Source organism: Streptomyces saintjeani, assembly GCF_055409605.1.
In genome coordinates, this window is sequence record NZ_CP189624.1 from 9,458,717 (window position 1) to 9,480,421 (window position 21,705).

19 protein-coding genes and 1 pseudogene are annotated in these 21,705 nt (G+C 71.2%); 7 read left to right on the top strand and 13 right to left on the bottom strand.

What is annotated here, in order from left to right; all coding sequences use genetic code 11:
• Positions 1-35: 35 nt before the first annotated feature.
• On the bottom strand, positions 36-1,721 hold the full coding sequence (locus tag ACQCO7_RS42390; RefSeq protein WP_464076839.1) for a ThuA domain-containing protein: 1,686 nt from the start codon (positions 1,719-1,721) through the stop codon (positions 36-38).
• Between the two features lie 12 nt (positions 1,722-1,733).
• Positions 1,734-4,553 (bottom strand): PQQ-dependent sugar dehydrogenase, encoded by a 2,820-nt coding sequence (locus tag ACQCO7_RS42395; protein ID WP_464076840.1) that lies wholly within the window; start codon positions 4,551-4,553, stop codon positions 1,734-1,736.
• Positions 4,554-4,805: 252 nt separating this feature from the next.
• Here ACQCO7_RS42395 and ACQCO7_RS42400 point away from each other — a divergent pair, with 252 nt between their 5' ends.
• Positions 4,806-5,555, top strand: coding sequence for a FadR/GntR family transcriptional regulator (locus tag ACQCO7_RS42400; protein WP_464076841.1), 750 nt, complete (start codon positions 4,806-4,808; stop codon positions 5,553-5,555).
• Positions 5,556-5,632: 77 nt separating this feature from the next.
• On the opposite strand, the gene ACQCO7_RS42405 is transcribed toward ACQCO7_RS42400, so the two are convergent.
• The 3 genes from ACQCO7_RS42405 to ACQCO7_RS42415 all read right to left on the bottom strand — a co-directional run bounded on the left by ACQCO7_RS42405 (position 5,633) and on the right by ACQCO7_RS42415 (position 8,535).
• The gene (locus ACQCO7_RS42405; protein ID WP_464076842.1) at positions 5,633-6,058 is read right to left on the bottom strand and encodes an RICIN domain-containing protein; all 426 of its coding nucleotides are present in this window, start codon (positions 6,056-6,058) and stop codon (positions 5,633-5,635) included.
• Positions 6,059-6,495: 437 nt separating this feature from the next.
• Positions 6,496-6,891 carry a siderophore-interacting protein gene (locus ACQCO7_RS42410; RefSeq protein ID WP_464076843.1) on the bottom strand — a complete coding sequence of 132 codons (396 nt, stop codon included), beginning with the start codon at positions 6,889-6,891 and terminating at the stop codon, positions 6,496-6,498.
• A gap of 711 nt (positions 6,892-7,602) precedes the next feature.
• The gene (locus ACQCO7_RS42415) at positions 7,603-8,535 is read right to left on the bottom strand and encodes a helix-turn-helix domain-containing protein (protein WP_464076844.1); all 933 of its coding nucleotides are present in this window, start codon (positions 8,533-8,535) and stop codon (positions 7,603-7,605) included.
• 175 nt (positions 8,536-8,710) lie between these two features.
• Here ACQCO7_RS42415 and ACQCO7_RS42420 point away from each other — a divergent pair, with 175 nt between their 5' ends.
• From ACQCO7_RS42420 to ACQCO7_RS42435, 4 genes are all read left to right on the top strand, one after another.
• Positions 8,711-10,060 carry an aldehyde dehydrogenase family protein gene (locus ACQCO7_RS42420; RefSeq protein WP_464076845.1) on the top strand — a complete coding sequence of 450 codons (1,350 nt, stop codon included), beginning with the start codon at positions 8,711-8,713 and terminating at the stop codon, positions 10,058-10,060.
• A 38-nt stretch (positions 10,061-10,098) separates the two neighbouring features.
• Positions 10,099-11,187, top strand: a complete 1,089-nt coding sequence (locus ACQCO7_RS42425; RefSeq protein ID WP_464076846.1) for an alkene reductase — start codon at positions 10,099-10,101, stop codon at positions 11,185-11,187.
• Positions 11,188-11,424: 237 nt separating this feature from the next.
• Positions 11,425-11,985: a snapalysin family zinc-dependent metalloprotease gene (locus ACQCO7_RS42430; RefSeq protein ID WP_464076847.1), complete on the top strand. Its 561-nt coding sequence runs from the start codon at positions 11,425-11,427 to the stop codon at positions 11,983-11,985.
• Between the two features lie 98 nt (positions 11,986-12,083).
• A complete protein-coding gene (locus tag ACQCO7_RS42435) occupies positions 12,084-12,689 on the top strand; it encodes a dihydrofolate reductase family protein (protein WP_464076848.1) in 606 nt (201 codons plus the stop codon).
• Between the two features lie 776 nt (positions 12,690-13,465).
• Here the strand turns inward: ACQCO7_RS42435 and ACQCO7_RS42440 are convergent.
• Together ACQCO7_RS42440 and ACQCO7_RS42445 are read right to left on the bottom strand one after the other, a co-directional pair.
• The gene (locus ACQCO7_RS42440; RefSeq protein ID WP_464077434.1) at positions 13,466-13,855 is read right to left on the bottom strand and encodes a hypothetical protein; all 390 of its coding nucleotides are present in this window, start codon (positions 13,853-13,855) and stop codon (positions 13,466-13,468) included.
• A 213-nt stretch (positions 13,856-14,068) separates the two neighbouring features.
• Positions 14,069-14,343: pseudogene (locus ACQCO7_RS42445) on the bottom strand (hypothetical protein); the annotation flags it as partial.
• A gap of 238 nt (positions 14,344-14,581) precedes the next feature.
• On the opposite strand from ACQCO7_RS42445, the gene ACQCO7_RS42450 reads away from it, so the two are divergent.
• Positions 14,582-15,385: an alpha/beta fold hydrolase gene (locus tag ACQCO7_RS42450; RefSeq protein ID WP_464076849.1), complete on the top strand. Its 804-nt coding sequence runs from the start codon at positions 14,582-14,584 to the stop codon at positions 15,383-15,385.
• Between the two features lie 308 nt (positions 15,386-15,693).
• Here the strand turns inward: ACQCO7_RS42450 and ACQCO7_RS42455 are convergent, their stop codons facing one another.
• Genes ACQCO7_RS42455 through ACQCO7_RS42465 form a run of 3 tightly spaced genes read right to left on the bottom strand, consistent with a single transcriptional unit; the run spans position 15,694 to position 17,611 of the window.
• Complete coding sequence (locus ACQCO7_RS42455; protein WP_464076850.1) at positions 15,694-16,296, bottom strand: RraA family protein; 603 nt, start codon at positions 16,294-16,296, stop codon at positions 15,694-15,696.
• Positions 16,293-16,949 (bottom strand): RraA family protein, encoded by a 657-nt coding sequence (locus tag ACQCO7_RS42460; RefSeq protein ID WP_464076851.1) that lies wholly within the window; start codon positions 16,947-16,949, stop codon positions 16,293-16,295. Before ACQCO7_RS42460 ends, ACQCO7_RS42455 begins: the two co-directional genes overlap by 4 nt.
• Positions 16,949-17,611: an RraA family protein gene (locus ACQCO7_RS42465; protein ID WP_464076852.1), complete on the bottom strand. Its 663-nt coding sequence runs from the start codon at positions 17,609-17,611 to the stop codon at positions 16,949-16,951. Before ACQCO7_RS42465 ends, ACQCO7_RS42460 begins: the two co-directional genes overlap by 1 nt.
• 74 nt (positions 17,612-17,685) lie before the next feature.
• On the opposite strand from ACQCO7_RS42465, the gene ACQCO7_RS42470 reads away from it, so the two are divergent.
• On the top strand, positions 17,686-18,585 hold the full coding sequence (locus ACQCO7_RS42470) for a LysR family transcriptional regulator (protein ID WP_464076853.1): 900 nt from the start codon (positions 17,686-17,688) through the stop codon (positions 18,583-18,585).
• Here the strand turns inward: ACQCO7_RS42470 and ACQCO7_RS42475 are convergent.
• From ACQCO7_RS42475 to ACQCO7_RS42485, 3 genes are read right to left on the bottom strand one after another with little or no spacing between them, the layout of a single operon-like run.
• Complete coding sequence (locus tag ACQCO7_RS42475; protein WP_464076854.1) at positions 18,582-19,418, bottom strand: HpcH/HpaI aldolase/citrate lyase family protein; 837 nt, start codon at positions 19,416-19,418, stop codon at positions 18,582-18,584. The two genes, ACQCO7_RS42470 and ACQCO7_RS42475, sit on opposite strands and share 4 nt — an antisense overlap.
• Positions 19,415-20,281, bottom strand: coding sequence for an HTD2 family dehydratase (locus ACQCO7_RS42480; RefSeq protein ID WP_464076855.1), 867 nt, complete (start codon positions 20,279-20,281; stop codon positions 19,415-19,417). The genes ACQCO7_RS42475 and ACQCO7_RS42480 overlap by 4 nt, the downstream gene beginning before the upstream one ends.
• Before the next feature lie 24 nt (positions 20,282-20,305).
• Entirely contained in the window at positions 20,306-21,646 is a 1,341-nt protein-coding gene (locus tag ACQCO7_RS42485) for an MFS transporter (protein ID WP_464076856.1), read from the bottom strand.
• Positions 21,647-21,705 lie beyond the last annotated feature (59 nt).

Here is a 21,705-nt window from a genome sequence, read left to right on the forward strand (position 1 = left end):
GGCGTACGACGGGGGAGGAGCGTGCCCCGGGACGGTCAGGGCAGCGTCCAGCGCTGGTTGGTGCCGCCGTGGCAGGCCCAGACGATGAGCGGGGTGCCGTCGGCGCTGCCGGCCCCGCTCGCGTCCAGGCACTTGTTCGACCGCGGGTTCACGAGCGCGCCGCCGGTACCGGTGGTCCAGTTCTGTCCGGGGCCGCCGTCGCAGGCCGACAGCTGGACGGGGGAGCCGTCGGCGGTACCGGCGACGGTCATGCACCTGCCCTGGCTGCGCCAGGTGTCGCCGTCCCGGGTCCACCGCTGGCCGGTGCCGCCGTCGCAGGTCCACAGCTGGAGCCTCGCGTCGGCCCGGCCGGCGTCGACGCACTTGCCGCCGGTGCCCACGACGGGACCCGGGGTGGGGGCGGCGCCCAGCTCACGGATCCGGATGTCGCGGAAGGACACCTCGTCGCCGTCGCCGTGGTTCTGGATGCCGATGTGCCCGGAGACCAGGGAGCGCGCCGGGTCGGTGTTGGTGAAGTCGTTGACCTTGGTGCCGTTCAGGAACACCTGCACGCGCTCGCCCTCCACCAGCGCCTCGAAGGTGTTCCACTCGCCCGGCGGGTTGAGCGCCGCGTCGCGGGCGGCGATGTCCGGCGCCCGGAAACCGTAGATCGCGCCGGTGGTGCGGTCCGGCGTGTCCGTGGCGTCGATCTGGATCTCGTGGCCCTGGGTGAGCGACGTGTTCGGATCGGAGCCGGGCGGGAAGCCGATCAGCACCCCGGAGTTGTCGTCCCCGGCCATCCGCCAGTCCAGCTTCAGCGAGTAGGACCGGAACTCCTTGGTGCTGTACCAGAGCAGACCGAGCCCGCCGGACGACGTCAGGGTGGCGTCGCTGTTGGCGAATCCCCCCGGACCGGCCTGGGACCAGCCGGTGGTGACGCCGTTGTAGAGGGTCGTGTAACCGTTCTCCGGCCGGCAGTCCGCCTCGGCCCGGCCCGCCGTGTACCGGATGCCGCCGAGCACCAGCGCCCGGATGCCCGGCTCGGTGTAGCTCGCCTGGGCGTGGCCGTTGCCGGTGTAGAAGGACCGCCCGCCCTGGACCTGCTTGCACCAGGTGTGCGGGTGGTCGGCGCCCATCCTGCCACCGGAGTACGTCGACTCGTCCAGCGTGGCCAGCACCCGGGCACCGGCCCGGACGTTGCTCCGGAAGTCGTACCACTCGTCGGTGCGCACCCACGCGGGCCCGAGGTGCTGGGTGGCCGGGTGCGCCCGGTTCTCGACCCGGACGGTGGCCTGCTGGACGGCCGGGTGCGAGGCGAAGTACGCGCCGGCCAGCTCGCCGTAGAACGGCCAGTCGTACTCGGTGTCGGCGGCCGAGTGGATGCCGACGTACCCGCCGCCGCCCCGGATGTAGGACTCGAACGCGCTCTGCTGGGCGCCGTTCAGCACGTCCCCGGTGGTGTTGAGGAACACCACCGTCTCGTACGGGGCCAGGTTCGCGGCGGTGAACTGCGCCGCGTCCTCGGTCGCGGTCACCGTGAAGCCGTTCGCCGCGCCCAGTTCCCGGATCATCCGGATGCCGGCGGGGATGGAGTCGTGCCGGAAGCCGGCGGTCCTGGAGAACACCAGGACGTCGTACGGCGCGTCGGCGGCGGCGCCGGCCGGCGGGCTGGAGCCGAACGCGAGAAGGGCGAGCGTGGCGGCGACCGCGCCGAGCACGCGCCGGGTGAACGAGCGTTTCATCTCTTCGCCCTCCTAGGACGACGTCCACTTCTGGTTGGGGCCGCCGGTGCAGGTCCAGATGATCAGCCGGGTGCCGTCGGCGGAGCCGGCGCCCTCGGCGTCCAGGCACTTGCCCCCGTTGCGGATGGTGCCGTCGCCCTGCGCTGACCAGTTCTGTCCGGCGGAGCCGTTGCAGGTCCCGAGCTGGACCGCTGTGCCGTCGGCCGTGCCGCCGCCGGCGGTCGCCATGCACTTGCCCAGGGCGCGCAGCGTGCTCCCGCCGACCGCCCACCGCTGGTGGGCGCCGCCGTTGCAGGTCCACAGCCGGACCTGCGTGCCGTCGGCGGAGCTGCCGCCGGCGGCCTCGACGCACTTGCCGCCGATACCGGTGATCTGCCGGCCGGTGCCGCCGCCCGGCGCGCCGAACGTGAACGAGTCCACGTCGAACAGGAAGCCGCTGCCGCCGGAGAACGTCAGATACAGCGTCACGGTGCCGGACGGGACGCTTGTCAGCGTGGTGGAGACCTCCGTGAAGGTGTCCCACCCGCCGGTCACCGGCACGGCGACCGAGCCGAGCACGGGCCCGGTCGGTGAACCCGTCCGCACGGACAGCGTGCCGCCCGCGCCGCCGGACGACACCCGCGCGGTGAACCGGGTCTCCCCGCCGAGCGCGTAGGGCCCGAACGCGATCCAGTCGCCGTTGTGGATGTCGCCGACGGTCCTGCCGCCCTCGGCGCCCGCCTTGTCGAACAGACCCGTGCCCGACTGGGCGGAGCGGTGCTCGGCCTGGCGGTGCCGCAGTTGCAGGGTGTGCTGCGTGTGCGTGGTCAGCGCCGGCTGGCCGCCCCCGCCGAGATCGGTGTACTCGGCGTCGAACACCGCGAACAGGTTCGCCGCCGTGTCGTGCTCGCCGTCCACGGGGATCGGCAGGGTTCCCGAGCATCCGGTACGTGAGGTGATCTGGTGGCCGTGGTCGTCGTGGCCCAGGAGGTAGGTCAGCTTCACCCGGGCGCAGTCGACCGTGCCGTCCTCCGGGTCGGTCACGGTGATCGTGTACGGCACGGTGTCGCCGAAGGAGAACAGGCTCCCGTCGGCCGGCGTGTTCAGCGTGACCGCGGGGGCGGTGTTGCCGACCGTGATCGTCACACCGGCGGTGGCGGTGCGCCCGGCCGGGTCGGTCACCGTGAGGGTGGCTGTGCGCCGGCCGTTGTCGGTGTAGGTGTGGCTCGGGTCGGGGGAGGAGGACGTTTCGCCGTCGCCGAAGTCCCAGCGGTAGGTGAGCGCGCCGCCCTCCGGGTCCGAGGAGCCGGCCGACGAGAAGCCGACCGTCAGCGGCGCGAGCCCGGACGTCCGGTCCGCGGCGGCTCGCGCGGTCGGCGCCTGGTTGCCGGCCGGGTTGTACTCGATGCGGTAGAGGGCGGAGTCCGCGTTGCCGCTGCCCCAGCCGGTTCCGTAGTCCAGCACGTACAGGGCGCCGTCCGGGCCGAACGCGGTGTCCATGATCTGGGTGCCGCGCCACGGGAAGTCGTTGATCTGCCCGGCCGATCCGTCGGCCTCGACGTCGACCGTCTTCAGCCAGCGCCTGCCGAACTCGGCGAGGAACACGTGCCCGTCCAGCGCGGCGGGGAACTTGACCGGCGACGGGTTCGCCGCGTCGTGGCGGTACACCACGCCGCCCATGGGCGACTCGGACCCGCAGCCGAACGCCGCGAGCGAGCAGTTGTCGTAGTTGATCCACGCCGGACGTGCGGCGGGCAGGGCGGTCAGCCCGGTGCTGTGGGGCGAGTTGTTGACCGGCGCGGCGCAGTTGAACCGGTTCCCGGACGGTCCGGACGGGAACGTGTAGTCGACGTAGGTCTCCGCGGTGGTGTTCTTGCCCATGCAGTAGGGCCAGCCGTAGTTCCCGGCCGAGGCGATCCGATCGAACTCCACCTGTCCGGCGGGTCCGCGGCTGGTGCTGGCCGTGCCCGCGTCCGGACCGTAGTCGCCGAGGTAGAGCACGCCGGTGGCCTTGTCCACACCGAAGCGGAACGGGTTGCGGAAGCCCATCGCGTAGATCTCCGGCCGGGTTCCCGCGGTACCCGGCGCGAACAGGTTGCCCGCCGGGATCGAGTACGTCCCGTTCGCGTTCACCTTGACGCGCAGCACCTTGCCGCGCAGGTCGTTGGTGTTGGCGGCGCTGCGCTGCGCGTCGTAGGCCGGGTTGCGGTTGGTGCGCTCGTCGATGGGGGTGTATCCGTCCGAGGCGAACGGGTTCGAGTCGTCGCCGGTGGACAGGTAGAGGTTGCCGGCCGCGTCGAAGTCGATGTCCCCGCCGACGTGACAGCACATGCCCCGGCTGGTCGGGACCTCCAGCACGGTCACCTGGCTGGCCGTGTCCAGCGTGAAGTCGGCGTTCAGGGTGAACCGGGACAGCCTGTTGACGCCGTTCCACGCGGAGAAGTCCGTGCCGTTGTCCGGTGCGTCACCGCCCGGCGTGGACAGCGGGGGCGCGTAGTACAGGTAGACGAACCGGTTGCCGGCGAACCCCGGGTCCACCCCGATCCCCTGCAAGCCCTCCTCGTCGTGCGTGTAGACCGGCAGGGTGCCGATCACGCTGGTGGCCCCGTCGGCGGTGGTGCGGCGCAGCACGCCGTTGCGTGCGGTGTGCAGGACCGAGCGGTCCGGCAGCACGGCCAGGGACATGGGTTCGCCCACTTCGGCGACGCCCCGGGCCAGCTCGACCTGCTGGAAGTCGGCGGGGTTCACCGCGTGCGCCGACGCCGGCACAGGGGCGACGAACACCGGCACGACGAGGGTCGCCGCGATCAGTACGGCCACCGCGATCAGGCGTCTTGCGATCAGTCTCTTCACGGCATCGGCTCCGGCGTGAGGGCAGAGGGCAGAGGGCAGGGGGAGGCGCAGCGGGAGAAGGGGGCATGGTGTGGTGCCTGCCGTCGCCCACCGCGGCCAGGTGGAGTGTCGGCATGTATACGACTCATGGAGGCGGCAAGATGCGCCAAATCCTTATAGTAGGCCGATTTGATCGAGGTCAGTCAAGGGCAGGGACGGGCCGATGTATGCGATTCATCTGTGGATCTCGGGCAGTGTTGTAGGTTTTTCGACATGGTGGAAGCGACAGTGGGCGGCGCCGCCCAGCCGGCGGGCTCGTATCGGCCGGGGTACGAGGTGGCCGCCGAGCGGATTCTCCAGCTCATCGCCGAGTCGGGGCTGCGGCCCGGCGACCGGATGCCGACCGAGAAAGAGCTGGCCGAGCGGCTCGACGCCAGTCGCAGCGTGGTCCGTGAAGCGGTCAAGATCCTCTCGGCGATCGGGCGGGTCCGGGCACACAAGGGCCGGGGCCTCTACGTCGCCGACGACGACGGGATGCTGGGCTCGTCGCGCTGGGGCGGGTTCTTCCTGCCCACCGACCTCGACCACGTCTACATGCTGTTCGAGTTCCGCCGCATCCAGGAGACCGCCGCGAGCCGGCTCGCGGCGACCCACGCGACCCCGGCCGAGCTGCGCGCGATCGAAGCCGCCGTCGAGACCTGCCGGCAGGGGCACCTGACCGAGCAGGCCGCACTCTTCGACCGCGGCGACGACGACTTCCACCTCGCCGTCGCCGTCGCGTCGCACAACCAGTTCCTGGTCGCCTCGGTACGCGAATCCCGCCGCCTGCAACGCCAGTCCAGCACGATCGGGCTGCACGGCACGGTGGGCGGGCACGCGCCCGAGGCGGTCGAGGAGCACGCCGCGATCTACCGGGCGATCCGCGACGGGAAGCCCGACGAGGCGGCCGGGGCCGCCGCCGTGCACCTCGACAACACGCTTGAGGACTACCGGCGCGAGATCCAGCGCCGGGTCTTCGGCTGACGCGGCGGTCGAGCGTGACGGGGAAACGGCCAGGGGAGGGGCCGCGGAAAGCGGTCCCTCCCCTGATACGGGCTGTTCTAGAAGCCCGGCTTCCCCTTCTGGTAGCCACCGCCGTTGCAGCCCGTCACACAGGCGGCGCCGGCGTAGTTGCTGTCCACGCAGGTACGGAACAAGACGTTCGAGAGCTCGACCTGGTCCCAGCTCGGCCCCTTGGCGAGGAAGCGCTGGTTGTAGTTGGGGTTACCGGAGTCGTCGCACCAGTAGGTCGTCAGCGCGCCGTTGCCGTTGACGTGCAGACACTTGCCGGTCGCCTTGTTCTTCAGCTGGACCACGTCATAGGCGTCGTGACGGACGTAGATCGGCTGCCAGGTCTGGTAGGCGTTCCCCTGCTGGCAGGGCAGCGTGTAGATGCTTCCGGTGTTGTCGGCGTCCAGACAGCGCCCGGTCTCCCAGTTGCGCAGGAAGTTCTCCCCGACATAGGCGGAGGCGGGGGCCGTGCTCATGAACAGGGCCCCACGGACATCCCCACGGCGAGGGCCGCCGTCGAACCACGGCGGGCGAAACGCCCGAGGGCCGTCCGGACGGAGGACCGCGCGTCCCCCTTCAGCTCTTCCATATGCACCATGCCTGTCTCCCCTTGACGAAACGCTGATCGGAACAGGGACGGCCGTCCTCGGAACCCGATGCTGCCAGGCGGACACGGTCGATCCGGCGCCGTCGGCGCTTCAGCGGCTAAGTACAGGGAAACCTGCCGCGAACCTGCCAGGTCCGACGGGGCCGGGGAGTACGGCGGCGACGAGTCGGGTGCGGGCGGCGTCGGGGGTGTGCTGGCGCAGGGTGCGGGCCAGCAGCCGCAGCCGTGCCCGTCCGGGCGGACACCGCCTCGGCGGTGCGTCCCGTCCCGGCCGTCGCCCCGGCGAGGAGGACGGCCGCCGTCCGGCTACTCCAGCCCCCTCTTGCCCGGTGTCCAGAACGGCTTGGTGAGTACTGACCTCCGGTCCCAGCCCAGCTCCTTCACCAGCAGCCGGCGTACGGCCTGGATGGTCCGTGCCTCGCCGGCGACGTACGCGATGCCGCGCGGCTCGGGGGCGAGGTGCCGTACCGCGTCCGGGAGGGACGTGTCGCCCCTGGTCAGCCAGTCGAGCCGGTCGGCGTGGCGCAGGGGGAGCCGGTCCGCGGCCGTCTCCGTCTCCACGCACCCGGAGACGCGTGCCCCCTCCGGGAGCGCCTCCAGCATCGCCCCGAAGGCGACGGACGCCGTCTCTTCCCCGACGAAGACGTGCTGGGCGGCGTCGGGGCGGAGCGTGAACGCACCCTCGGGCTTGCGCAGTCGCACCTGCTCGCCGACCTGGACACTCCGCCCCCACTCGGCCCCCGGCCCCCCCCTCGGCATGGTCCAGCACACACAGCTCGACAGCGCCGGAGGGGGAGTAGTGCCACAGTGAGTACGTCCGGAGGACCAGCCCGCTCACCAGGACGCGCACCTGCTGGCCGGGCCGGACGTCGAGACCGGCGAGCCTGTCGCTCTCGATGCGCAGGTGGCGGATGCGGGCGGCGATCGGCTCGGCACTGGTCACGGTGCATCGGATGAACAGCCGGTCGAGAACGGGGCTCAGTAAGGCGACGGCCATGGGTGGCTCCTCAACTTGGCGGTGAACGAGGGAAGGTGACGCATATGGCAGGGGAACGGTGGATGCCGGTGCCCTGAAGGTGCCCTCCGGCGAGCCGCCTCGCTCCTCCTCCTCGTCGGCATGCCGGGCCCCCGGCGCCACCGTTGCCGTCTCACCGTCCCACGCGGAACCCGCACCCTGCGCGTGAACGTCGCCGCCCACGACAGGGCCGCCCCCCTGGCCCCGGCGACTGGAGTCCGCGCATCACCGCCACCGCCTTGACCAGGGGACCACCGTCTCGTACAACGTCAACCGGTTCACATCCGCCTCGGATGTCTTCACCCCTGAGCACCGCATCGCCTCGGGTGTGAGGCCAGGCCGTTCGAGATCTCGACGCGGGCGCCCTGAGCCGCGAGGTCCCACGGGTCAAGGGGTGTTCAGCGAGCCGTGTGTGTCGGCGGCATTCCCGCGCCCGCCTTTGTTGCGTCGGTGCCCCAGCTGGCCAGCAGTCGTAGTGCTTCCGCGGAGGGGGAACCGGGTTCGGCGTGGTAGGTGACCAGCATCTGTTCGTGGTCGTCGGCCTGGTGGAACGATTCGAGGCGGAGTTCGAGTGCGCCGACGAGGGGGTGGTGCAGGCGCTGGATGCCGTGGCATTTCTCCTTGACGTCGTGGGTGGCCCACAGCCGCCGGAACTCCTGGCTCTTCACGGAGAGTTCGCCGACCAGGGCGGACAGCAGGGGGTCGTCGGGGTGGGAGCCGGCGTCCATGCGCAGCTGGGCGACGACGTCGTTGGCCTTGTGGTCCCAGTCCGTGAACAGGTCGCGGGACGCGGGCCGCAGGAACACCAGCCGTGCCCAGTTGCGTTCCTGCGCGGGCAGCTCGTCCCAGTCGCCGAAGACCGCCGCGGCCATCCGGTTCCAGGCGAGGATGTCCGAGCGCCGCCCCACGAGGGTCGCCGGGACACTGTCCATGGTGTCCAGCAGCGTCCGCAGATGCCCCCGCACCTGCTGGGTACGGTCGGCCGGCTTCCTCCTCCTCCTCCGCTGTAGCGGCTTCGCCAGGTGCGTGAGGTGGGCGTGCTCGGCATCGCTCAACCTGAGCGCGCGGGCGATGGCGTCGAGGACCTCCGCGGACACGTGCCGCCCGTTGCCCTGTTCCAGCCGGGTGTAGTAGGCCACCGACACCCCGGCCAGCTGCGCCAGCTCCTCACGGCGCAGCCCCGGCACCCGCCGGTAGCGCCCGAAGTCCCGCAGGCCCACGTCCTGCGGCTTCAGCCGGGCCCGCCGGGTACGCAGGAATTCACTGAGCCCGGCCTGTGGATCCAGCCCGCCGCCGTCGGGCGCGTGGGCCGGTTCGGGGTGTTCGTCCATGCCTCCGATTATCCCCGCCCGGACGTACGTCTGCCTGACCCGGCCAGTGGTAGGCATCGCCGGCATACACAGAACGGTGGCCTGGGTGAAGGCCGGCCCGTCCCGGACTCTGGAGGCCATGCCCGACCGGAAGACGGCCGGGACGTGGCCTGCACCAGGAACGGAGCACACCCCCATGACCGCGACAACAGCCCATCACGAGTCCAGGACGCACCGGAGTGAAACAGCCGCGGAGACGGTCGGCCGCCTCCGCGCGACGTTCGCCACCGGTGTCACCCGCCCGCTGGAGTGGCGTCTGGGCCAGCTGCGGCGGCTGCGGGCCCTGCTGACCGACAACGAGGAGGAACTCCTCGAAGCGCTCTGGGTGGACCTGCGGAAGAACCCCGCCGAGGCGAAGACGCAGGAGATCGACTTCACCGTCGCCGACATCGACGAGACCCTCGCCGGCCTGGAGGAGTGGCTGCGGCCCCGTCCGGTGGAGGTCCCCGCCCACTTCGGCCCCACCACCACGGCGTACACGACGTACGACCCGCTCGGGGTCGTCCTGGTGATCGCCCCCTGGAACTTCCCGCTGCACCTCCTCATCGACCCCATCATCGGCGCACTGGCCGCCGGGAACACCGTCGTCGCCAAACCCAGCGAGATGTCCGTGCACACCTCGGCCGTGGCCGCGCGCCTGCTGCGGGAGTACTTCGACGCCGACGTCCTCACCGTCGTCGAAGGCGGCGCCGAGGAGACCACCGCCCTCCTCGCCCAGCGCTTCGACCACATCTTCTACACCGGCAACGGCACCGTCGGCCGGATCGTCATGACCGCAGCCGCCCAGCACCTCACCCCCGTCACCCTCGAACTCGGCGGCAAGTCACCGGTCTTCGTCGCCCCCGACGCCGACGTGCACGAGACCGCCAGGCGGCTGGCCGGCGCCAAGTTCGGCAACGCCGGACAGCAGTGCATCGCCCCCGACTACGTCCTGACCGACCCCGCCACCGCCACCGCGCTGGTCCCCGCCCTGCGCGCGGCGCTCGAAGACCAGTTCGGCACCAGCCCGCAGACCGCACCCGACTTCGGCCGGATCATCAACGAACGCCACTTCGACCGCCTCACCCGCCTCCTCGACTCCGGCCGGACGGCAGTCGGAGGCGAACACGACCGCGACGACCTCTACATCGCACCCACCGTCCTCACCCACGTCGACCCCGCATCACCCGCCATGCAGGAGGAGATCTTCGGCCCGATCCTCCCCGTCGTCGAAATCGACGGCCTCGACGCCGCCATCACCTTCATCAACGAACGCGACAAGCCCCTCGCCCTCTACGCCTTCACCGAGTCCGAGGCCACCAAGGCGCGCCTGGTGAACGAGACGTCCTCCGGCGGCATCGCCTGGGGCCAGCCCGTCATGCAACTCCTCATGACCGGCCTCCCCTTCGGCGGCGTCGGCGAAAGCGGCATGGGCCGCTACCACGGCCGGTACTCCCTCGAAACGTTCAGCCACCTCAAAGCCGTCGCCGACGTCCCGCTCACCTAGACCCGCGCTCCAACCACCCCTGAAAGGCAGGACCTGCCATGACCACCGCGTTCGACCCGATCGACCTGAGCGGCAAGACACTCGCCAACCGCGTCGCGATGGCGCCGATGACCCGCAGCCGTGCCGACGCTCCCGCCGCCACGGCGACAGAGCTGATGGCCACGTACTACGCCCAGCGCGCGAGCGCCGGCCTGATCGTCACCGAGGGCATCCAGCCGTCGGCCGTCGGCCAGGGTTACACCAACACCCCCGGCCTGCACTCCGCCCAGCAGGTCGACGCCTGGCGGAAGGTGACCGACGCCGTCCACGCCCAGGGCGGCACGATCTTCGCGCAGCTGATGCACACCGGCCGGATCGGCCACCCCAGCCTGCTGCCCGACGGACTCGTCCCCGTCGCCCCCTCTCCGGTCGCGGCGGCGGGCCAGGTGTTCACCTACGAGGGCCCCCAGGACTACGTCACGCCGAAGGAACTGGACCAGGACGCCATCGGCCGGACGATCGCCGACTACGCCGACGCCGCGCGCAACGCGATCGCCGCCGGTTTCGACGGCGTGGAGATCCACGGGGCGAACGGCTACCTGATCCACCAGTTCCTCGCGCCCAACACCAACCTGCGCACCGACGGCTGGGGAGGCGGGCCGGCGGACCGGGTCCGCTTCGGCATCGCGGTCGCCACGGCCGTCGCGGAGGCGATCGGCGGCCACCGGACCGGCTTCCGTATCTCTCCCGGCAACCCCTACAACGACATCGCCGAGACCGACCCGGCGGACGTGCTGGAGACCTACACCACCCTGATCGCCGCTCTCGCCCGGCTGGATCTCGCCTACCTGCACCTGGTGGAGAGCCCGGACCGCGACCTGACCACCCGGCTGCGCAAGGACTGGCCGACGGCGTTCGTCCTCAACCCCTTCACTCACCCCGAAACCACCGGCCCCGACGCTCTCGCCCTCGTCGAGGACGGCACCGCGGACATCATCACCTTCGGCGCGCTGTTCCTCGCCAACCCCGACCTGCCCGCCCGCCTCGCGGCCGGCGGCCCCTACAACACCCCCGACGCGGCCACCTTCTACGGCGGCGACCACCGCGGCTACACCGACTACCCGGCGCTGCCCGCTGTCGGCGCATGACCTGAAAAGCCTTCAGATGCAGGGCCCTTCACACCGGAGGGCCCTGCATCATGCCCGCAGCGGACAGAACGAACCCCCCTCCACACCTTCCTTTTCCGAAGGGGGCACTGACGGAGAATAATCATGACAGGTACATGACCTGAAGGGCTTCCGGGGCATACGATCGCAAGGCCCCGAAGAGCGGCCGACGGCACGCCCTTCGGGGCCGGACCTCCCCCCACGGATGAAGGAGCAGCAATGCCCCTCAGCACATGGCTCAAGGCAGGCACGTGCGCCGCGGCGCTCACCCTCGCCATGGCGAGCGCCGCGACCGCCGCCCCCGCGAGTACCCGGGTAGCAGCCGTGACCCTTCGGTACGACGACACCCGCGCCGGAGGCTGGGAAGCCGCGATCGCTGCCGGAGTCGCCTCGTGGAACGCGAACGTGAGCAACGTCAGACTGGTGGAAGCGGCACCCGGCACCGGGGCCGAGATCGTGATCGTCGCCACCACGGGCTGGCCGCAGGCCACGCTCGGCCCCGTCCGCCCGGGCCGTCAGGTCCGCGTCGAACTCGGCAGCCAGGCCGTGAGCGACGGCTACGACAAGACCCGGATCGCCGCCCACGAACTGGGGCACAGCCTCGGCCTGCCGGACACCAAACCCGGCCCCTGCTCACAGCTGATGTCGGGTTCGAGCGCCGGTACGGCCTGCACCAACGCCGTACCCGACGCGAGGGAGCGGTCCCGGGTGCAGTCCGCCTACGCAAGCGCCGCCGCGCTCGTACCCGCTGCCGGCCGCACCCTCGTCGACGCGCCCTGAGCCCACTGCGTCGGGTCGGTGCAACTGACGTTCTGCGCACAGCCACCGATGAGTCTCCCGCGCTGGTGCGGTCTATCCGTCGATGAAAGGAGCGCACCATGCGCAAGATCGTTGTCTGTACGTTCCTGTCGCTGGACGGCGTCATGCAGGCGCCCGGCGGTCCGGACGAGGACGCCGAGAGCGGGTTCACGTACGGCGGCTGGCAGAAGCCGGTGAGCGACGACGAGGTCGGTGCGGCCATCGCCGGATGGTACGAGCCCTCCGACGCGATGCTGCTCGGGCGCAAGACGTACGAGATCTTCGCGTCGTACTGGCCGACCGCCGATCCCGGCAACCCGTTCACCGAGCGGATGAACAGCATGCACAAGTACGTGGCGTCCAGGACCCTGGCGTCCGTGGAGTGGCGGAACTCCACGCTGCTGGAGGGCGACGTCGCCGATGCCGTACGGACGCTGAAGGCATCCGACGGCGGCGACATCAACGTCGTCGGCAGCGGCGACCTCGCCCAGACTCTCATGCGGCACGGCCTGGTCGACGAGTACCGGCTGACCATCCATCCGGTGATCATCGGCACCGGCAAGCGGCTGTTCGCCGACGGGGCGATCCCCACCGCGCTGGAGCCGGTCAGCGTCTCGACGACGAAGAGCGGCACCGTGGTCGGCGTCTACCGGCCGAACGGCGAGCCCGGCTACGACAGTTACTAGTCCACGGGCCCGCCGTCCTGTCGGCGCGTGCGGGGCGCGTCGCGCAGTTCGTCGGGCGGCACGGCCCGTGGGAGGAGGCGGGCGGGGCGAGCCGCTGGGCCTCCTCCGGCACCACGGTCGCGTAGAGCGGGCTCGGCCACCGCGCGCGGCATCCGGTGGATTCCCGGTCCGGCCCGACCGCCCGGTGGGCCGTGCTTCGACCACGCGGTCTGCCTGGAAGGTCCGCCCCTGCCCGCGTCCGGCGTCGAGCGTGACCAGGTCTCAGCGGTCGCGGGTTCGGACGAGCCGGTAGGGATCTGCCTCGCGGCTGCCGTGATCGCGGCAGACCGTGCGAACGCGCGCGGACAACGCCGTCCACGGAGAACCGGTCCCCACTGCGCCGCACCACGGACGTCCCGCCCTTCTCGCGCCAGCCCCGTACAGTCTCCGTGTCCTGCTCGACAGCCCGCCTCCCCGGCACCTGGCGAACACCGGCCGGCTTCCCGCACGGACGCATGACCAGCGCCTCCCGTCCACCGGCCCGCCACTGATCGACCGCCTTCAGCGACACCCCGAAGACCGAGGTCACGCCGCCACCACCAGCGGGGCGGTCACCGTCGGGACCGCCCCGGGACCGCCGGTGGTCGGAGCCTGTTGCCTTTTCCCGCCTGAGATTGCAGGTCACAAGGCTGGTGTGGGACGGGGCGGGACGCTCGGGTCCTTGATCGACAGCAGGTGATGGTCCGCCGGCGGGAGGGTGGCGCCGACACCTGGATCGTGCTGCTCTTTCGCGTGCCTTACCAGTACGTGGCCGGCCCCGTGACGACCCAGCCGGCGTCGGTGGACCTGACCCAGAAGCCCAATGCCACCTCGATTATCCGGGCGCGGTAGGTGATCTCAACGTAGACATGGCTGCCGGTGTGGCCCCAGCGGAAGTCCGCGAGGTTCAGTTCGCCGAGCCAGGACAGATCCTGCTCCCACTCGTCGGCAGCAGGGCTTCCGCTCGCCTCGTCCCCATCGGCGCCTGCTTCGACGGACCCGGTCCACAGCGACATGAGCACATGACGGACCGGGTGGTGATCGATGAGCTGTTCGGCCTCAGGGATCCTTCCGGCTCGGAGCAGGCTGAAGTAGCGGCGCACGACAGCTTCGACGTCCGCCTTGGCAGGGTGCTCCGTCCAGATCATCACCGCGAGATCGTACGAGTTCGGTAACTGCCTCAGTCCGAGCCGGCCAGTTGGAGGGTGGCGACGGCTTGTCCGGGGGCGCGCACCAACCCGGCGGTGGGCGGGGTGAAGATGGTGCGGATGGTCGCGGCGACCTTCCCTAAGCTCTCCACTTCGTTGGAGCAGGGGAGACCTCACCACCGGAGTCCCGGTCGATCACGTTGAAGACGTTGCGCAGGAGGTCGCGTCCAGGTAGGCGTAGGGGAAGCGGACGTGATCCAGCGGGCGGGTGCGGAACGCGGTCAGCGGTTCGTCCAGCGCGGCGAGAAGCTGCCGGTGCGGACCGATGTGGGCGGTTGCTTCGGGCTCGATCAGCTCCTGCACCATCCGTTCGGCGATGGCGCGGAGGAGCTCGATTCCATCGGTCGAGCGTAGTGACTCAGCAGCCGTATCAGTTCAGACCGGGACAGGGCCGTCGTGCACTCCCCGTGGTCGAACTGGGCGTTCACCAAGGAGAGTTGCGCGATGGCCCGCCTCCTGTGCGACTTCAGATCGCCGGTGACGCCAGGCAACAGGCAGCTCACCACCCCCGGCAGCACCCCGAGCCCAGCCGTCGCTCCCCTCGCAAGGGAGAAGGTGACCTCTTGACTGGTTCCAGGAGTGCCGGCCCGTCAAGAGGCGATCCATATCGCCGGAAGTCGGAATCAGACTTTGAGTCTATGGAAAACGTCTGGTGGACTCGATGCCATGGCAGTGACGAACGAGCGCCTCGACGTGCGGGTCGACGGTGTGGATCTGAGTGTCTCCGCGAGCCACCGGGACGGAACCGGCACCCCCGTCGTCTTCCTGCACGGCTTCGGCTCCACCAAGGAGGACTACGCCGACGTCGCGTTCCATCCGGCGTTCGCCGGGCGTCCCTTCCTCGCCTACGACGCTCCGGGCTGCGGGGAGACGGCATGCGAGGACCTGTCGAGGCTCTCGATCCCGTTCCTGGTGCGGACCGCCCAGGCGGTACTCGACCGGGCGGGGATCCTGCGGTTCCACCTGGTCGGGCACTCCATGGGCGGCCTGACCGCACTGATGCTGGCCCACCAGGAGCCCGACCGCGTCCTCAGCTTCGTCGACATCGAGGGCAACGTGGCCCCGGAGGACTGCTTCCTCAGCCGGCAGATCCTCACCCACCCTTCGGACGACGCCGAACGCTTCCTGACCGACTTCACCGAACGGGCGCACCGCGCACCGCAGTTCGCCAGTGCCCTGTACGCGGTGAGCCTGCGCCGCAAGGTCCGTTCCGGCGCGGTGCGCGGGATCTTCGAGTCGATGGTCGCCCTGTCCGACCACGGCGACCTGATGACGAAGTTCCTGTCGCTGCCCTTCCCCCGCATGTTCCTGTACGGGGAGCAGAACTCCTCCCTGTCGTACCTGACGAAACTCGCCGCGAACGGCGTCGAGTTGGCGGAGATCGCACAGAGCGGGCACTGGCCGATGTACTCCAACCCCGTCGCGATGTGGGAACGGATCGCCGACTTCCAAGCCCGCGCCCGGCGCTGACGAACCTCGAAGGCACCGGCGGTTCCCTTCCGGCCGTCCCGAGCCGTCTCCCGTGCCCAGCAGCCCTCCCGGCGGCCCGCCCCGGCGATGGGAGAACCCGACTTCCCTACCCCGGAACCCATCGCCCCGGCACTGGCGAGCCGCTTCTCCCCGGAGCCGTACTCCGAGCGTGACGTCCTGATCAGCCACGGCGGCCATCACCGCGACCGTGCCGGCCGTCATGGACCCCGGGGAACGCGTGATCATCCCCGAGCCCGCCTACTCGCTCTCCCCGGACGCCGTACGCCTGGCCGCCGGTCTCCGTCAGCTCATCCGGTCGGCAACGCGTAGTACTCCAGGGTCGTCACGCCCGTGCGGATGGCTTCGAGGGCCCGCTGCTCGGCCGCCACCCGGGCATCGGCGCGGTCGAGGGTCTCCGCCACGGCCTCGGCCGGGACGATCACCACGCTGTCCGCGTCGCCGACCACGAGGTCGCCGGGGTGTACGACGACATCCGCCACACGGACGGGAACGTCGAACCGGCCGGGGTGCTCCTTGCCGGTGCCGACCACGGTGACGTGGCGGGCGAAGACCGGGAAGCCCAACTCCGCCTGCTCGGCGATGTCCCGTACGCCACCGTCCACGACCAGGCCGAGGACGCCCCGCTGCTGGGCGGCGACCGCGAGGATCTCGCCCCAGTGGCCGTACCGGGCGCCCTGGAGGTCGACGACGAGGACGCTGCCGGCGGGGGCCTCGGCCACCGCCCGGTGCAGGGCGAGGTTGTCGCCGCCGATGCCGTGCACGGTGAACGCCGGACCGGCCGCACGAGCCCCCGGCCAGGTGGCGCGCAGGGCGGGATCACAGGCGTGGGCGGCCCCTGAGGACGCCTCGTAGAGGGTGGCGGTGCTGTGCCCGCGGGCCGGGTCCGTCATGCCTGGCTCCTGGTCTGGAGGGTGTGGTAACCGAACTTCACGCGGGCCTCGCGCAGGGTGCCGCCGGCGCGTGCGGCGGCGAGGATGTCCGACTCGACGCGTTCGATGCGTTCGGCGCTCTCGGTGATCCGCCCGGCCTCGGCGGCCGGTACGACGACCACGCCGTCGGCGTCGGCGCACACCAGCGCACCGGGGCGGATCTCGATGCCGCTCACGGTCACCGGCTCGCCGACGGCCACGAGCCGCACCCGGTCCTTGCCGGTACGCATGAACCTGCCGCGGCTGAAGAGCGGGTAGTTCTGCGCGAGGGACGCCGACACATCGCGGCAGACGCCGTTGACGACGGTGCCCGCGATGCCGCGGTGGGCCGCGACCTCGGTCATGATGCCGCCCCAGACGGTGACGTCGGTACGGCCGCAGTTGTCGATGACGACGACCGCGCCCGGCGGTACGTCGTCGAGGAAGTCACCGACCGTGCCGGTACCGGCCTCGTCGACGGGTGCGTAGCGGACGGTGAAGGCCGGGCCCACCGCGCGGAAGCCGTTCGACAGAGGGGACAGGCCGTGCAGGGCACCCTCGATGCCGATCCGGTCGAGGGCGTCGGAGACCGCGGCGGTCGGCAGCGCGCGGAGCCGTGCGACGAGGTCACTCATCACGGTGCCTCCGTTCCGGCCAGGCGGGCGTCCCGCATCGCTTGCGGCAGCGGGACCCCGGCCCGTACCTCGGCCTCGATGGCGGCCTCCCGGTCCGCGAGCCGCCGGGCTTCCCGGAGCACGTCGGCGGCGCGCTCGCGCGGGACGACCACGACACCGTCCCTGTCCGCCAGCACCACATCGCCGGGGTGGACGGTCACCTCACCCAGCGCGACCGGCGCGCCGGACGACTTCTGCCGCAGCCGGCCGCGTGCGGTCACCGGCACCCGGGCGCGGGCGAACACCGGGAAACCGAGCTCGTGCGCCTGCCCCACATCCCGGCAGGCGCCGTCCGTGACCACACCACGGACGCCGCGCACCGAGGCACCGACGCTGACGATTCCGCCCCACGAGGACACGTCCGTACGGCCGCCGTTCGCGACCACGATGACGTCCTCGGCACCGGCCTCGGCGACCGCACTCGTCAGGATGTGCGCCCCGCCGTGCTCACCGGTGAGGGGGGCGAGTTCGACGGTCCGGGCGAACCCGGTGACCTTGGGTGTGCCCCACATCGGCGGCAGACCGCCCTGTCCGGGCGGAAGGCCGCAGGCATCGAGGGCGTCGGACACGGTGGCGCTGTCCAGTGCCTCGAACTGGGCCAGCAGGGAAGTTTCAACTGTCATGCCGTTCAGTCAAACAACCCGGAGTCATACACTGAAGGTCTGATTTCCTCTCTTCTTGATATGCGGAGCGTCTTGTGATCGAGGTCCGCCAGGCCCGCTACTTCCTCGCCGTCGCGGAGACGCTCCACTTCGGCCGGGCGGCGGAACAGCTGCGGATGTCGCAGCCGCCGTTGAGCCAGGCGATCCTCCAGCTGGAGCGGCAGCTGGGCGTGCGGCTGTTCGACCGCAGTGAGCGCAGGGTGCGGCTGACGGAGACCGGCCGGGCGTTCGCCGAGGAGTGCCGCAAGCTGGTGGCGGCTGCCCGGCACGCCCACGACGTGGCGGCACAGGCCGAGGCCGGGCTGGTGGGCACGTTGCGGATCGGTGTGGTGACCTCGGCGTTGAGCGAGCCGCTGCTGGGCACCCTCTCCGCCTTCCGCGCGGCCCGGCCGCGCGTCGACCTGCATCTCACGGAGGTCGACACCGGGGAGGGACAGGAGGCCGTCGCCCGGCACGAGATCGACATCGCCGTCATCCGGCCGAGCGCACCGGTGCGCGGCCTGCGCGTGCGGCCCTGGCGGCACGACCAGTTCGTGATCGCGCTGCCGGACGGTCATCCGCTGGCCGGGGACTTCGCGGACCCGGTCGACCTCGCACGGTTCGCGGACGAGCCGTGGGTGTGGCTGCGCCGCGAGGCTTCCCCGGACTACCACGACCAGCTCATGGCGACCTGCCGCAGAGCCGGGTTCACTCCCGACGCGCGCCACGTCGCCAACTCCATCCTGACCCAGCTGGCGATGGTGGCCTGCGGTCTCGGCGTCACCCTCGTACCGAACGTGGCGGTCAGTTCCGTCCAGGGCCCCCTCGCCTACCGTCCCCTCACCGACTCCGCGGACATCGTGGAACTGTCCCTCGTCTCCCGGGACGGCACACACGAGCCGCTGGTGGCGGAGTTCCTGCGGCACGCGGCGACGGACCGGCAGGAGACGGACTAGGCACGTCCCCGTGCCTGGCCGGCCCGGGCCAGGACACCCCGCGCGCGTTCGAGCACCGGCCGGTCGACCATCTGTCCGTCGACCGTGGTGACCGAGTCGCCGGCGTCGAGGACGCCGCGAGCCCAGCGCAGTTCGCCGGCCGTGGGAGCGAACCCGTCGGCGACGGGCCGTACCTGCGCCGGATGGACACAGAGCTTGCCGGTGAACCCCAGGCGCCGGGCGTGCGCGACGTCCGCGTCGAGCGCGCCGGGATCCCGTACGGCGGTGGTGACGCCGTCGAGGGGCGGATGGGCGTCCGCCGCGGCGGAGGCGAGGACCAGGCGGGAGCGGGCATGGGTGAGGGCGACGTGGTCGTCGTGGGCGACACCGAGCCGGGTGGCCAGGTCGACGTTGCCGAAGGCGGCGCGCACGACGCCGGGCACGGCGCACACCGCGTGGGCCCGCTCGATGCCGAGGGCGGTTTCGACCAGCGGGATCAGCGGGCAGCGGCCGGCCGTGCGGGCGGCGATCTCCGCCAGGACGTACGGGTCCTCGGCCTTGGGGATCATGATCGGGCAGCCTTGGTCGGCCGCCCGGGCCAGGTCCGCCTCGAACCACGGGGTACCGGGCGCATTGACGCGTACGACCGCCTTGTTGCCGAGGGTGAGCCAGGTGTCGGCGTTGTCGCGGGCGCGGTTCTTCTCGGCGGCGGCGACGGCGTCTTCGAGGTCGATGACGACGAGGTCGGTGCCGGAGGCGGCGGCCCTGCCGAAGCGGTCGGGCCGGTGGCCGGGGACGAAGAGCAGCGTTCGCGCGGCGGCGACGCGGTCGGTGTCCGGGTGGATCGGGGTCATGCGAAGGTCACCTCGGCGCTGGCGTGCCGTGTCTCGCGGTGGGTGGCGACGTGCAGCCGGGCGTGGCCGTCGGCGGGTGTGCCGTCGGCGAGGAGGCGCTCGCCCAGGAACACCGGGTGGTGCAGCCGGTAGGACAGCGACCGGATCCGCCGCTGCGGGGCGTTCCTGCGGACCAGTTCCAGCATGAGCAGGGCCAGCAGCGGGCCGTGGACGACGAGGCCGGGGTAACCCTCCACATCACGGCAGTACGGGCTGTCGTAGTGGATGCGGTGGGCGTTCGCGGTGAGCGCGCTGAACCGGAACAGCAGGGTCTCGGTCGGGTCGAGGCGTAGCCGCCACGGTCCCTCGGGCTCCGGTTCGGCCGACGCGTCGAGTGCGGCCGGGTGCCGGGCCGTGTTGTTGCCGTCGCCCGACCGGTAGACGATGTCCTGCTCCTCCACCAGACACAGACGGCCGCCCTGCCGGAACTCCTGGCGCTCGGTGACGAACAGGAGCTCGCCGCTGCGGCCCTGCTTGGGGGTGACGGCGGCCAGGCCGGCGGTGCGTTCGGCCGGTTGACCGAGGCGTAGTGGTTCGGCGATCTCGCAGCGTCCGCCGGCGAACATGCGTCTGCGGTCGGGGACGGGCGGCAGGAAGCGGGCGTCGCGCGGATGCCCGTCGGGGCCGAGGGCCTGCTGGGGTGCCCAGTGCGGGAAGTGGAGCCACTGCCACAGCGGCGGCAGCGGATCCCCGGACCCGGCGGCGGGGCCGGCGAGGTCCAGCAGCGCCGACAGCGCCGCCGTCGGGGCCGGCGAAAGGGCGTCCTCGTCGGTGACCGGTTCGGGATGCCATGACTCCACGTGGGAGGCGAGGGAGGCGGGCATGGGCTTGTTCCTTGCGTGAGGGAGTCAGGTCAGCGGGGCGGTGGCCTGCGGCGCGGGCGCCGGGGATTCCAGGAGAGAGGTGCGGGACGGTTCGCGTACGACCAGCGTGGCCAGGAAGGTCAGGCCGATGCACGCGGTGACGTACCAGAAGAAGACGGTCTCGTGGCCGCCCTTCTTCAGGGCCAGCGCGATCGGCTCGGTCAGGCCGCCGAAGGTGGCGGTGACCAGGGCATGCGGCAGGCCGACGCCCAGGGCCCGGACCTTGGTGGGGAACATCTCGGCCTTGATGATGGCCGCCAGTGCCGAGTAGCCGCTGAGGAACGTCAGCGCCGCGGTCATCAGGAGGAAGGCGAGCCACGGGCTGCTCGTGCGGCCGAGGACGGTCATGATCGGGACCGTCAGGAGCATGCCGCAGATCGAGAAGGCGAACATGACCGGGCGGCGTCCGTAGCGGTCGGAGAGCGCCCCGGCGACCGGTTGCAGCAGCATGTAGACGAACAGGGCGGCGAAGCCGATGACGGAGACCGTGGACTTCGGGATGCCCGCGGTGTTCACCAGGTACTTCTGTAGGTACGTGGTGTAGGTGTAGAAGGCGACGGTGCCGCCGATGGCCAGGCCGAAGACGGCCAGCAGTTGACGCGGATACTCGGTGAACAGGGCGTGCAGGCCCTTGCGTTCCCGCGCCGTGGCGGCCTTCGCCCTCTCCTGCTCGAAGTGCTGCGACTCCTCCATGGTGCGGCGCAGGTACATCACGACCAGACCGGCCGCCGCGCCGATCACGAACGGGACGCGCCAGCCCCAGCTCTCCAGCTGCCCCTCGGTGAGCAGGTTCTGTAGGACGATCACCACGAGCAGGGCGGCGAGCTGGCCGAGCACGATGGACACGTACTGGAAGCTGGAGTAGAAGCCACGCCGTCCGGGAGGAGCGACCTCGGCGAGGTAGGAGGCGCTGGAGCCGAACTCCCCGCCGACGGAAAGCCCTTGGAGCAGGCGTGCCAGGATCAGCAGGGCGGGAGCCCAGAGCCCGATGGTCTGGTGACCGGGAGTCAGGGCGATGGTCAGCGAGCCGATGCTCATGAGCGTGACCGACAGGGTCAGGGCGCGGCGGCGGCCGTACCGGTCGGCATAGGCGCCCAGCAGCCAGCCACCGAGCGGGCGCATCAGGAACCCGACGGCGAACACGACCGCCGTGGACAGGAGTTGGGCGGTCTGGTTGCCCTCCGGGAAGAAGGCGGTGGCGAAGTAGATGCTGAACGTGGCGTAGGCGAACCAGTCGTACCACTCGACGAGGTTGCCGAGACAGCCGCGTACGACGTTGGCGGTGACCTGGGAGCGTGCGGCGACGGGGGTGCGGCTCTGCGACATGGGAAGCTCCGTTGCTCGTGTCGCGGTGGGGAAGGACGCGCGCGGTCCTCTTCGGCGGA